A 12,490-nucleotide genomic window follows, 5' to 3' on the forward strand; every position below is an offset into this window, starting at 1 on the left:
GTCACCGCCGCAATACTCTTTGAATAGAAGGATGGCCCTGGAACCGTGACGGTTCCAGGGCCATCCTGCATTCACCGGCGTTGCCGGTTTTTTGCAACGAGGAAGGGCCCGGGGAGATCTCCCCGGGCCCTTTTGCATTCACGAGGCAGCCCGGTTGTCGTCGGCTGCCAACGTCGTTGTCAGTCCTCGACGGCGAACTCGATCGTCTCGGTGAAGGACTCACCGTGGCGGTCCGTGGCGGTGACCTTCGCGGTGTGCGTCCCGGCCTCGAGGGCCGTGGGGAGCTCGTAACGCAAGATGTGCATCGAGCGGTCGGCCACGCTGCCTCCGTGGACGAGCTGCTCCTGGGTCGCCGCGGGATCGGACCATTCGGCTCCGATCTTCACGGCCTCTCCGGCCATCTCCTGGGTGCGCTCGGCGGGCTCCGCTTCGGCTCCGTCGAGTTCGACCTCCACGGTGGCTCCGGTGCTGCCCATCCAGAAGCTCGTCGTGAGCCAGGTGGTGTCTGCGAGATCCTCGGCGGTGTGGGTACCGGGGTGCTCGAATCCCGGTGCGTCGCCGTCCGCGTCCTTGTTCTCCTCGAACCACTCACGGTAGGAGGGGGAGTTGAGGCCGAGCGCCATCTGGTCCTCCTCGTCTCCACCACGGATGGTGAAGCTCTCCCTCACCTCGGTGCCTTCGATGGCGAGGTTCACGACGCCCGGGACCGCACCGTCGCGCTGGAGAGCGGTCGGGTAGCCGCCCTCGAGCATCTCGCCCGAGTACCAGTCACCGGAGATCGCGCCGGCGGTGATGTGCTGGAACGGAAGTTCCTCGACACCCATGACCTCGCGCCAACCGGCGACCGCATCGCCTTCCTGGAGGTTCTCGAGGGAGTGGGTGTGGCCGGACAGTGCGAGTGCCTCACGGCCGTCGAGAAGTTCGTAGATCTCCTTCACTTGAGGCACCTGGTGCTGTGCGAGGTCGTTGTCCGCGAAGTCGAGCAGAGCGATGTGGCCGGCGATGACGACGAGTTTGTTTTCGGGGGTGTTCGCGATGTCGTTGCGGAGCCATTCCATCTGGCGGTCGTCGATGCCGGCCTCGTAGCTGGTGCTGCCCTCGAGCGGGTACTCGACGGTGCTGAGGGCGACGAAGTGGATGTTGCCGACGTCGTAGGAGTAGTACTCCGCACCGAAGTTCTGGCGGTAGGTGTCGAACGCGTGTTCGCTCGAGGTCGCGTCGAAGTCGAGATCGTGATTGCCCGGGAGGAAACGGGCGGGACCGTTGAGCATGTTCGCGAGCTCGCGGGTCTGCGGGTAGAGGGAGAGGTCGTCGGGGGAGCCCTCGGGCAGGTGGGTGTAGGAGAACTGGGCGACGTTCGATTCGTCGACGGGCACCTGGTACCCGGCCGGCTGCGTCACGAAGACCGACATGTTCTCGTAGGCGGGGAGCTCGTAGGCGCCGTCCCCGTCGGTGGTGACGACGTCGCGTCCGTTCGACACGGTGACGCCCTCGATACCCTTCTCCCGGCGGTCCTGCTTCGAGTTCTCGTTCCTGTCCTCGAAGACAGTTCCGCTGACGGTCTCCTCGTCCGCGCCGTCTCCGGGAACGACGTCGACCTGTCCGCGGAAGGCGTCCTTCTCCCAGTGCTTCCCCGCATCCTTGCCGTGCGAGGGCTTCTCGTCGTGGGGGTGGGCGTGAGCGGGTGCCGCGATCGCGGCCGAACCGGCGACCGCGGCAGCGAGAACGGCTGCTGCGAGAACGCGGCGGGATCCGAGGGCAAGGGGATGCATATGGCTCCTCGGTGAGTGGTCCGGGCTGCCGGCTCTCGGCAGCCCGGACACACGTTCACGGACCGAGGTGACGTGCAGGTCGATTCACGGCGACGAAACAGGACGGGATTCTTCGTGAAGAGTTCCATTGACGAACAATCCGATACCCGTTATCGAAATGTGATCCTACCGCGGGGGAAGGGCCCCCACCTGCGGTGATCGTCCTGTCTCCACAGCGATGGGCGCCTTGCTGACCGCTCAGTGTCGGCGGTAGCGGGCGGCGGCCACCGCAAGGCCACCTGCCGCGAGCAGGGCGAGCCCGAGCAGTGCGGGGACCACGGCCGAGGCGCCGGTCCGCGGAAGGGACCCGGCGGCCTCCGCGTCCGCATCCCGCGTCGTGCCCGGGGTGGTCGCGTCGGCCGTGCCGTTCGGCACGCTCGTCCGGCCGGGTCCGGCCGCCGGGGACGACTCCTCGGCATCGCCCGGCGACACGCCCGGACCGGTAGGTGCCTCGCCCGTGGAGGATTCCGTGGAGGAAGCCGTCGGTGCACCACCGGTCTCCGGAACGGGAGAGGCTCCGGGATCCGTGGGCTCCGTGGGAGCCGAGGGCTGCACCGTGGCCGGCGGCGTCGAGGACGGCTGCGTCCCCAGCGTCGTGACGTCGAAGAACGTCGTCGAGCCGGTGACCTCGTTCCCGACGACGATCATGCCCGCGGACCCGTCCTCGGCGGGAACGTACACGATGCTCTCGGGCCCGGAGTCGCCCGCGTTCTCGACGTCGTCGGCGATGAGCTCGACGTCGAAGTTGCGGGTGTTCACGTAGGTCTGGAAGCGCGAGTCACCCGGATCCGTGATGTCGTACACCATGATCCCGCCCACGCGTTCGAGACCGATGAACGCGTAGGTCCGGTCTCCGATCTGCGCGACCTCGATGGCCTCCGGCTCGGGGCCCTTGTCGTCCGAGCGCGCGTCGATGCCCGATTCGTCGTTGTTCGCGTTGAACTGATCGGGAAGCGCCTGGGCGGTGATCGCCTCGAAGTCGTTCCCGGAGTCGAAGACGAGTTCGCCGTCGGTCGTGAGGATCGAGAAGGACCGCGCACCGAATCCGTGGATCTCCTCGTAGCAGGAACCGTCGGCGGAGAGGCCCTGGGCCAGGGTGATCGTGAGTCTGCCCAGTGCGGTGTCCTCCTGCATCGCGGCAGCGCTGTCGAAGCCGGCCTCGGTGACGAGTGCGTCACAGATCGGCGGGGTGTCCCCGGCCCCGAGGTCCGCCACGCGGGCCTCCTCGCCGTATCCGTCCCAATCACGGGAATCGCCCTCGTTCGCTGTGAGCAGATAATCGGTCCCGTCGATCGTCACGGATTTCACCGTGTCGGGCTGCCGGAACGTGGTGATCGGCGCGGTGACGGGGTTGTAGGCGTCGTCCTCGTTCGTGAGATCCGTCGGGACCTCGGACAGATCCTGCGAGCCGAGCGGGAGGATGTCGACGACGGAGGCCGTTGCGAGATCGATCACGGCGATTCCGTTCGCCTCCTGGAGCGTCACATATGCGCGATCACCCAGGATCGTGGAATACTCGGGTTCGAGGTTCTCCGAGACGGGGAACTCGGGCGTCTCTCCGAGCGCGTCCTCTCGACCTCCGAAGATCCGGATGCCCTGCGGTAGGTCGAACTCCCCGTCGGCCTCGTAGGCGTGGAAGTCGGCGGTCCGGACGGCACCCCGCGCCAGCATTTCCGGTGTCACGGGCAGAGCGATGACGCTCACCGTGCCCTCCGGATCCACCGAGTAGTCCTCGGCCGGTTCACCCTCGTTCGCGACGACCGCATGCTCCCCCTCGGGGGAGATCACGACGGAGTCGGGCAGCGCCCCGACGGTCACCGCACCGAGCGCCCGAGGCGCCTCGCCCGAGACGTCGTACGCCACCACCCAGCCCGGATCGGTCTTCGTCTCCGCCTCCACCGCGATGAGGGCGAGCCCGTCCTCGCGCACCGCGACCGAGTTCGCCACCCCGCCCGCGGGGACCTGCCCACCTCCCTGTACCGGGACGCCGGCGGTCGGAAGCGTGTCGATCGCCTCGGGCGAGGTCGGATCCGCCGCATCGATGATCTGGACGACACCCTGCTGCGCATTCACGACGAGCGCCTGCTGCTTCGCCGCGTAGTACTGGACGATCTCCGCGGCGCCTGCATCGAAGACGTTCTCCCGGTGGGAACCGAGCGGAGACAGTGAGATCGACGACTCCTCGGCCGCGTGAGCGACGTGGGGGATCGCGGTGGACGGAGCCGTGCCGGTCGCGTGCGCCGGGAGAGCCGCGAGGGCAGCGGCGGGCAGGACGAGTGCCGAGGCGAGCAGCCCGGCCCCGAGAACGCGCGGGGAACCGGCTCCTCGGGCGTGGGTACGACGGGGGATCATGTGTGCCTTTCGCGTGGATCGGAGGTGAACGCACCCCAAACTAGGCACCCCGGAAAGGGGTCTCGCGGACTCTGCGTGAACGGGGCGTGAATTCTCCTGGGTTCGGGCCGCCGACGTAGACTGGGGACGCCCACCGGCGTCATCTGAACAGGGAGAACCGTGTCCAATTCGAGCAGCGATCGCTCAGGCGAGTCGAACCACAACCGCAACGACCGGAACGGCTCCCGCGGAGTGGGCGGCGGCTCCGGGCGTGGCTCCGGCGGTCCGAACCGCTCCGGTCACTCGGGCACCTCGGGGAAGTCGGGCGGTTCCCGCGGCGGATACCGCGGCGGCCGCGATTCGGGTGGCAAGCCGGAGTGGAAGAAGGACGGCAGTCCCGCATGGAAGCGTGACGGTGATTCCCGCGGTGAATCCCGTGGTGATTCCCGCGGTGGTGGCTCGCGCGGTGGGTTCCGGGGTGACGACCGTCGTGGTGGGAAGCCCGACTGGAAGAAGGACCAGAAGCCGTCGTGGAAGCGTGACGGTGACTCCCGTGGGGACTCCCGTGGTGATTCCAGCGGAGGCGACCGCCGGGGTGGCAGGCCGGAGTGGAAGAAGGACCAGAAGCCGTCGTGGAAGCGTGACGGTGACTCCCGTGGGGATTCCCGTGGCGGGTTCCGCGGCGACGACCGTCGAACCGATGATCGGCGTGGTGCCGACCGCCGGGGAGCCGATCGTCGCGGTGGGAAACCCGACTGGAAGAAGGACGGCAAGCCGGCCTGGAAGCGCGACGGTGATTCCCGCGGTGGACGGCCCGAGTGGAAGAACGACCGGAACGACCGTCGGACCGATCGCGCGGGCCACCGCCGGCCCGGCGACCACGACCGCCACGACAACAAGGTGCGTCGCAACGAACCGGCGATCCCCGAGGGCATCACCGGGCGTGAACTCGCCGGTGATGTGAAGTCGCAGCTGCGGTCGCTCGAGAAGAAGAACGCGGAGACCGTCGCCAAGCACATCGTCGCCGCGGGTCGCCTCGTCGACACCGACCCCGAACTCGCCTATGAACACGCCCAGGCGGCGGTGTCCCGGGCCGCCCGTGTGGGGGCCGTCCGTGAGGCCTTCGGCCTTGTCGCGTACCAGCTCGAGAAGTACGACGAGGCGATCCGCGAACTGCGCACGCACCGCCGGATCTCCGGATCGAACGACAACCTCGCGATCATCGCGGACTCCGAGCGCGGCCGGGGCAACCCGAGGAAGGCACTCGAGCTCTTCGAATCCGTCGACAAGGCCGACGTGGACCCGGCCATCTGGGCCGAACTCGTCATCGTCGCCGCCGGTGCGCACGCGGACCTCGGCGATATCGCGAAGGCCCACCGGATCATCGAGGCCGAGGGCTTCACCGGCCACCCGAGCGGTGCCACCGTCCGCCTGTTGTCCGCGTTCTCGGACGTCCTGCGCCTCGAGGGCGACGGGGAGATGGCCGACAAGTACGAGGAACTCGCCCGCAGGACCGCACGGGCCACCGGCATCCTCTTCGGTGACGAGGAGGTCGATCCCAACGAGGGCGTCGAGATCCTCACCATCGAGGAGGAGGTGCTCGAGGAGGAGCCGTCGGAGGAGCCGCCGTCCGAGGCCGCCGAGTCGGCGGAGCCCGTCGAGGCACCGACCACCGGGGACTCCGCAGACCCCGAGCCGGCCGAGGCCGAGGCGCACGAGGGCTCGTCCGGGACCTCGGCCGCGGACACCCCCGAGGAGGACGCCAACGCCCCGGTCTCGATCGAGGACGAGGTCGACGAGATCCTCCTGGAAGCAGGAATCGACCCGGAAGACACGAAGTGACGTTCGACTCCGTACTCCTCGATCTCGACGGCGTCGTCTACGAGGGCCCGCACGCGGTCCCCGGAGCACCGGAGGCCCTGCGGGCCTTCGCGGACCGCGGGATCCCGTACGGTTTCGTCACGAACAACGCCTCCCGCAGCGCGGACACGGTCGCCGCCCACCTGCGGGAGCTGGGCCTCGCCGCCCAGCCCGAACAGGTCGTCACCTCGGCGGTCGTCGGGGCGCAAGCGGTCGCCGAGGCGCTTCCGGCCGGGAGCCGCGTGCTCGTCGTCGGTTCCGACTCCATGCACCGGATCGTCGCGGACACCGGGCTCGTCCCGGTACGCACGGCCGAGGAACAGCCCGCGGCGGTGCTCCAGGGATTCCACCGCGGGATCGACTGGCAGCAACTCGCGGAGGCCTCCATCGCGATCCGCGCGGGTGCGCGGTGGTGGGCGACGAACATGGACCCGACCGCCCCGACCGAACGGGGGCTCCTCCCCGGCAACGGCGCGTTCGTGCGCGTCGTCGAGGAGACGACCGGCGCCACGCCGACCGTGACCGGAAAACCCTCGGCCGCGATGCTCGAGGGAGCCGCACGGATCATCGGCGGACGGAACCCGATCATGGTCGGCGACCGGCTCGACACCGACATCCAGGGAGCGGTCGCCGCCGGGTACGACTCCGCGCTCGTCCTCACCGGTGTGCACGACATCCACGACGCGCTCCTCGCTCCCGAGATCATGCGCCCGGGCCACATCGTGCGGCGACTCACCGATCTCCTCGAGCCCCTGCCGCCGGCGCACGTGTTCGACAGCTTCGCCGCGGCGTGCAACGGCGCCGCGGTACGGATCGAGGGCCGACGCCTCGTCACCGACACCCCGACGCTCGACGCCGCGAACGCGGCCCTCGCGCTCGTCGCCTCGCTGCCCGAGGCGATGGAACTCGACCTCTCCGCCTTCCCGGCGAGGGTCGAGCGATGAGCGAGCAGCCGACGCCCGCCGAACTCGCCGGTGACCTCGACACCACGGGACTCGCCGAGCGCCTCGCCGCCCTGCAGAGTGCTCCGGACGCCGAGTCCCTCCACGCAGCGGGGGAGTTGCTCACGGATCTCGAGAACGGGCTGAACTCCCTGTGACCGGCGAGGCGGCACACGCACCGGGCACGAGCGGAGCGATCGGCGCGGACGGCGCGAACCCGACCGGGGCCGCCACCGCGCTGCGTCTCGACCAGGCGCTCGTGGAGCGCGGGCTCGTGCGGTCGCGCAACCGCGCCGCACGGGAGATCGACGCCGGACGGGTCCGGGTGAACGGCACCGTCGTACGCAAACCGGCGTTCCGCGTCCCTCCCGAGGCGGTCCTCGTCCTCGAGGACGAGGACCCCTGGGTCGCCCGGAGCGCCCACAAACTCCTCGGCGCGCTCACGGATCTGCCGGGACCGGCCGAGCGCCTCGCCGACGCGGTGTGTCTCGATGCCGGCGCCTCGACCGGGGGCTTCACCCAGGTACTCCTGGCCCGCGGTGCCGCCCACGTCTACGCCGTCGACGTCGGACACGATCAGCTCGCCGCCGAACTGCGGTCGGACTCACGGGTGACGAACCTCGAGGGACACAACCTCCGCGCGCTCCATCCCGCGTGGATCGCCCCGCACACCGGCGTCGATCTCGTCGTGGCGGACGTGAGTTTCATTTCTCTCACCCACTTCACCGACCGGCTCCTCGGCATCGTCCGGCCCGGCGGCGAGCTCCTCCTCATGGTGAAGCCGCAGTTCGAGCTCGCCCGGAGCGCCCTCGACAAGCACGGGGTGGTGACCTCTCCCGTCCGGCGCGCCGAGGCGGTCGCCCACGTGGCGCGGGATCTCACCTCTCGGGGTGGCGAGATCCTCGGGTGGGCGCCGAGCCGTCTGCCGGGACCGACCGGCAATCGGGAGTACTTCCTCCACGTCCGGCGGCCTCGGGGAGGGGTAGTCTCGGATCCGGCCACCGACCTCGTGGCACGGATGACGGAATCGATCGGGAGGGAGAGCGCATGAGAAGCATCGCCGTGGTCCTCCACCCCCACCGCGAGGACGCCCGGACCGCCGCGCTCGCGGCCTGTACGACGCTCGAGAAGGACGGGATCCGTCCCGTCATGCTCGCGTCCGAGTACACCGTTCTCGTCGAGCACGCCGGCCCGCCCGATCCCCGCATCCACGTCATCGCCGACGAACGGATCGGACGCCTCACCGACCTCGAGCTCGTCATGGTGCTCGGCGGCGACGGCACGATCCTCCGTGCCGCCCAGAAGTTCCATCGCACGGGTGTCCCGATCATGGGCGTCAACCTCGGTCACGTGGGCTTCCTCGCGGAGAGCGAGAAGGAGGACCTCGAGGACGCGGTGCACCGCGCCGTCGCCCGCGACTACCGGGTCGAGGAGCGCCTCGCCCTCGACATCACCGTGTTCCACCGGGGCCGCGAGATCCACCGGGCCTGGGCACTCAACGACGCGACGATCGAGAAGGGCGTGAACTCCCGGATGATCGAGCTCGTCTGCGGGGTCGACCAACGGCCGGTCTCCACCTTCGGGTGCGACGGGGTCATCCTCGCGACCCCCACCGGGTCGACCGCGTACGCCTTCAGCGCCGGCGGGCCCATCGTGTGGCCCGAGGTCGAAGCTCTCCTCATGGTGCCGATCAGTGCCCACGCGCTCTTCTCCGAACCGCTCGTCGTCGCTCCGAGTTCGCGCCTCGGCGTCGAGTTCCTCGACACTCCGACCGGGACCGACGCGGTCCTGTGGTGCGACGGTCGTCGTGAGATCGACCTGCCGCCGGGCAGCCGGATCGAGGCGACACGCGCGCGGACGCCGATGAATTTCGCGCGCCTCGCGGAAGGCCCGTTCACCGATCGTCTCGTCGCGAAGTTCCAGCTCCCCGTCTCCGGCTGGCGCGGCCCCGCGCGCGGTGAGGACGCTCAGTAATTCGAACTGTTTTCGGACACGCATGCACGAAAGCTCCGGAGATGCGCGGGTTCCGGTTGTAGGATCGCCCCGTGATCAGTTCACTCGGTATCAACGACCTCGGAGTCATCTCCTCGGCGCGGATCGACCTCGGTCCCGGTCTCACCGTCGTCACGGGTGAGACCGGTGCCGGCAAGACGATGTTCGTCACCGCTCTCGACCTCCTCACCGGCGCCCGGGCCGACGCCCACGTCGTGCGCAAGGACGCCGAACGTGCGGTCGTCGAGGGCGTCTTCGACCTCACGGCGGTCACCCCTGAGGTCGCCGAGCGGATCGCGGAGGCCGGCGGTGACGTCGACGAGGACGAGGCCATCGTCACCCGCGTCGTCCCGGTGAACGGCCGGGCCCGTGCCACCGCGGGCGGGCGGACCGTTCCGCTCGGCGTGCTCAAGGACGTCGGCGACCGCCTCGTCTCCATGCACGGACAGTCCGAGCAGCTCACCCTCCGGAACGCCGCGACCCAACGCGCTCTCCTCGACGAGTACGGGGGAGCGCCGGTCGCCAAGGCGCTGGAGGCGTACCGCCGGGCCCACCGGGAGTGGAAGGACCTCGCGGCCGAACACGAGCGCCTGCTCGCGACGGCGACCGAACGCGCGGACCGGATCGCCTGGCTCACTTCGAGCCTCGAACGGATCGACGCGGTGCGTCCGCTGCCGGGGGAGGACGAGGAACTCCGGGCGTTGTCGGTGCGCCTCGGCGCCGCGGAGGACCTCAAGACCGCCGTCGGTGCCGCCCACGCCCGGCTCGTCGGCACCGACTGGGACGAGACGGTGGGCGTCGCCGACCTCCTCGCCGGTGCGGTCGCCGAACTCGAACGCGCCTCGGCCCTCGACGACTCGCTCCGGGACTCGGTGCAGGGGCTCACGGACCTCGGCATCCGGGTCGGAGATCTCGCTGCGTCCCTCACCGACTACCTCCAGGGTTTCGAGGAACTCGGGGAGATGTCGCTCGAGGAGACGGAGTCGCGCCGCGCCGCGCTCTCCTCCCTCGAGGCGTTCGGTGAGGACAACGCCGCGGTGCTCGCGTTCGAGGAACGGGCGGGGAAGGAACTCCTCGACCTGCAGAACTCGGAGTCCTCGCTCGGTGACATCGCCTCCCGCGTCGAGGAGGCCCACACCCGGATGCGCGAGGCGGGCGATCGTCTGAGGGCGGCCCGCGAGAAGGCGGCGGGGCGATTCGCCAGGGCGGTCTCCGCCGAACTCACGGCTCTCTCGATGCCGCGCGCCCGCATCGTCTTCGAGATCACGGAGGCGGAGGAGCCGCACGCGCTCGGCACCGACTCCGTGCGCATGTTGTTCTCCGCACACGAAGCCTCGGAGCCGGGGGACATCGGCAAGCTCGCCTCCGGTGGTGAGCTCTCCCGCGTCATGCTCGCGATCGAGGTCGTCAAGGCGTCCTCGACCCGGTTCCCGACCTTCGTGTTCGACGAGGTCGACTCCGGGGTCGGCGGCAAGGCTGCGATCGAGATCGGACGACGCCTCGCGATGCTCGCGAAGACCTCCCAGGTCATCGTCGTCACACATCTCGCGCAGGTCGCGGCCTGGGCCGACCAGCACTGCACGATCGTCAAGGACGACCGGGCGCGGGGCGCCGTCTCCGGTGTCACCGTCCTCGACCGGGCGGGGCAGGAGGCCGAACTCGCCCGGATGCTCGGTGGGATGTCGGATTCCGACTCCGCGCGGGCGCACGCGGCGGAGCTCCTCGAGCTCGCACATCGGGACAAATCACAGTTCTGACACACGGATCCAGGCCCGGACGGGCATTCTCCCGGGTGTCGTCTGGAAGAATGTCCCGTTGATGAAGCTACGCAAGGGACGAGAACAGATCGATGTCGACACACGTGTCGGCCCTGCCGTCGTGCGCCTCGATCGCCGGACGAAGGATCTCACGAAGCGCCTCCAGGCGGGGGAGATCGCCGTCATCCGGCACTCCGACATCGACCGGGTGAGCGCCGAGGCGCTCGTCGGTTGCCGCCCCGCGGCCGTCGTCAACGCCTCCGCGAGCACCTCGGGGCGGTACCCCAATGTGGGGCCGGGGATCATCGTCGACTCCGGGATCCCGCTCATCGACGCCGCCGGTGACGAGATCTTCGATCTCCTCACCGAGGGCGAGGAGATCCGCCTCGAGGACGGCAAGGTCCTCCGCGGTGACGAGGTTCTCGTCTCCGGCACACTCCTCACCCCGGCGCTCGTCGACGAGGCGATGGAGGACGCGGCCGCCGGGATGAACGAGGTGCTCGTCGATTTCGTCGACAACACCATCGAGTACATCCGAAAGGACTCCGACCTCCTCGCCGACGAGATCGTCGTCCCGGACGTGCGTACCGACTTCACGGACCGACATGCCCTCATCGTCGTCCGCGGGTACCACTACAAGGAGGACCTCGCGATGCTGCGAACGTACATCCGCGAGTACCGCCCCCTCCTCATCGGCGTCGACGGAGGTGCGGACGCCCTCATCGAAGCCGGGTACGCGCCCGACATGATCGTCGGTGACATGGACTCCGTGTCCGACCACGCACTCGCCTCCGGCGCCGAGCTCGTCGTCCACGCCTACCGGGACGGCCGCGCCCCGGGGGTCGAACGTCTCGCGTCCCTCGGACTCGAGTCCGTCACCTTCCCGGCCTCGGGGACCTCCGAGGACATCGCGATGCTCATGGCCGACGACAAGGGCGCAGCGCTCATCGTCGCCGTCGGCACGCACGACACGCTCATCGAGTTCCTCGACAAGGGACGGCGCGGCATGGCCTCGACATTCCTCACCCGGCTGCGGATCGGATCGAAGCTCGTCGACGCGAAGGGGGTCTCCCTCCTCTACCGGCAGCGCATCTCGACCTGGCAGCTCGTCCTCCTCGCCTGTGCAGGGCTCGTGGCGCTCCTCGCCGCGATCTCCGCGACCGCCGCCGGGCAGACCGCGCTGGGTCTCCTCGGCGCGCAGTTCGACGGCGTCGCCCAGTGGTTCGCCCTCCTCTTCGGTATCTCCTGAAGGAAGCTGACGGTTCGTGATCGATTTCCGCTACCACCTCGTCTCCCTCATCTCCGTCTTCCTCGCTCTCGCGGTGGGGATCGTGCTCGGCGCAGGCCCCCTGCGCGAGCCGATCGCGGACTCGCTGCAGGCCCAGGTCGACTCCCTCCGGGAGGACCGGGACAACCTGCGTCTGGACCTCGACGAGGCGAACACGACCATCGCCGACGCGGACTCCTACGTGACCGCGACCGCCGGCCAGTTGCTGTCGGACACGCTCACCGGGGTGAACGTCTCCCTCGTCGTGAGCGACACCGTCGATGCGGCGACGGTCGATGCCGTGACCGCACGCCTCGGGGAGGCCGGGGGCACGCTCGTCGGCACGACGACGCTCCGGGAGACCGCGTTCGCGGTGGCCGAGGCGGACGAACTGCTCGGCACCCTGCGCGGTCTGGACCCGACGCTGCCCGAGGCCGAGGACGCAGCGCTCAGTACTGCGGCCGCTCGCGCACTCGCGGGCCCGGCCGCACCCACCACCGCGGCCCCCGTCGCCGCGCAGGAGACCCCGCC

At 69.6% G+C, this 12,490-nt stretch carries 10 protein-coding genes; 8 read left to right on the forward strand and 2 right to left on the reverse strand.

Annotated elements, in window-relative coordinates; all coding sequences use genetic code 11:
- Nucleotides 1-179: 179 nt before the first annotated feature.
- A complete protein-coding gene (locus ABD172_RS06800) occupies nt 180-1,772 on the reverse strand; it encodes a calcineurin-like phosphoesterase C-terminal domain-containing protein (protein WP_344308152.1) in 1,593 nt (530 codons plus the stop codon).
- A 237-nt stretch (nt 1,773-2,009) separates the two neighbouring features.
- Nucleotides 2,010-4,163, reverse strand: coding sequence for a choice-of-anchor I family protein (locus ABD172_RS06805; RefSeq protein ID WP_344308154.1), 2,154 nt, complete (start codon nt 4,161-4,163; stop codon nt 2,010-2,012).
- Nucleotides 4,164-4,322: 159 nt separating this feature from the next.
- On the opposite strand from ABD172_RS06805, the gene ABD172_RS06810 reads away from it, so the two are divergent.
- The 8 genes from ABD172_RS06810 to ABD172_RS06845 form a co-directional block, all read left to right on the forward strand.
- Nucleotides 4,323-5,984, forward strand: a complete 1,662-nt coding sequence (locus ABD172_RS06810; protein WP_344308156.1) for a hypothetical protein — start codon at nt 4,323-4,325, stop codon at nt 5,982-5,984.
- Nucleotides 5,981-6,946 carry an HAD-IIA family hydrolase gene (locus tag ABD172_RS06815; RefSeq protein ID WP_344308157.1) on the forward strand — a complete coding sequence of 322 codons (966 nt, stop codon included), beginning with the start codon at nt 5,981-5,983 and terminating at the stop codon, nt 6,944-6,946. Before ABD172_RS06810 ends, ABD172_RS06815 begins: the two co-directional genes overlap by 4 nt.
- A complete protein-coding gene (locus tag ABD172_RS06820; protein ID WP_344308159.1) occupies nt 6,943-7,101 on the forward strand; it encodes a hypothetical protein in 159 nt (52 codons plus the stop codon). The genes ABD172_RS06815 and ABD172_RS06820 overlap by 4 nt, the downstream gene beginning before the upstream one ends.
- A complete protein-coding gene (locus ABD172_RS06825; RefSeq protein ID WP_344308160.1) occupies nt 7,098-7,994 on the forward strand; it encodes a TlyA family RNA methyltransferase in 897 nt (298 codons plus the stop codon). Before ABD172_RS06820 ends, ABD172_RS06825 begins: the two co-directional genes overlap by 4 nt.
- A complete protein-coding gene (locus ABD172_RS06830; RefSeq protein WP_344308162.1) occupies nt 7,991-8,917 on the forward strand; it encodes an NAD kinase in 927 nt (308 codons plus the stop codon). The genes ABD172_RS06825 and ABD172_RS06830 overlap by 4 nt, the downstream gene beginning before the upstream one ends.
- Nucleotides 8,918-8,988: 71 nt before the next feature.
- Nucleotides 8,989-10,692, forward strand: coding sequence for a DNA repair protein RecN (gene recN / locus ABD172_RS06835; RefSeq protein ID WP_344308164.1), 1,704 nt, complete (start codon nt 8,989-8,991; stop codon nt 10,690-10,692).
- Nucleotides 10,693-10,753: 61 nt separating this feature from the next.
- The gene (gene steA, locus ABD172_RS06840) at nt 10,754-11,941 is read left to right on the forward strand and encodes a putative cytokinetic ring protein SteA (RefSeq protein WP_344308165.1); all 1,188 of its coding nucleotides are present in this window, start codon (nt 10,754-10,756) and stop codon (nt 11,939-11,941) included.
- A gap of 16 nt (nt 11,942-11,957) precedes the next feature.
- On the forward strand, nt 11,958-12,490 hold a 533-nt coding region (locus tag ABD172_RS06845), incomplete at its 3' end, for a copper transporter (RefSeq protein ID WP_344308167.1).

The sequence above is a fragment of the Brevibacterium samyangense genome (genome assembly GCF_039529845.1).
Classification (GTDB): domain Bacteria; phylum Actinomycetota; class Actinomycetes; order Actinomycetales; family Brevibacteriaceae; genus Brevibacterium; species Brevibacterium samyangense.

Bases quoted from the DNA above. Each gene is read 5' to 3' on its own strand.
- ABD172_RS06800 (WP_344308152.1), bottom strand. From the start codon at position 1,772: ATGCATCCCCTTGCCCTCGGATCCCGCCGCGTTCTCGCAGCAGCCGTT.
- ABD172_RS06805 (WP_344308154.1), bottom strand. From the start codon at position 4,163: ATGATCCCCCGTCGTACCCACGCCCGAGGAGCCGGTTCCCCGCGCGTT.
- ABD172_RS06820 (WP_344308159.1), top strand. From the start codon at position 6,943: ATGAGCGAGCAGCCGACGCCCGCCGAACTCGCCGGTGACCTCGACACC.
- ABD172_RS06830 (WP_344308162.1), top strand. From the start codon at position 7,991: ATGAGAAGCATCGCCGTGGTCCTCCACCCCCACCGCGAGGACGCCCGG.
- steA (WP_344308165.1), top strand. From the start codon at position 10,754: ATGAAGCTACGCAAGGGACGAGAACAGATCGATGTCGACACACGTGTC.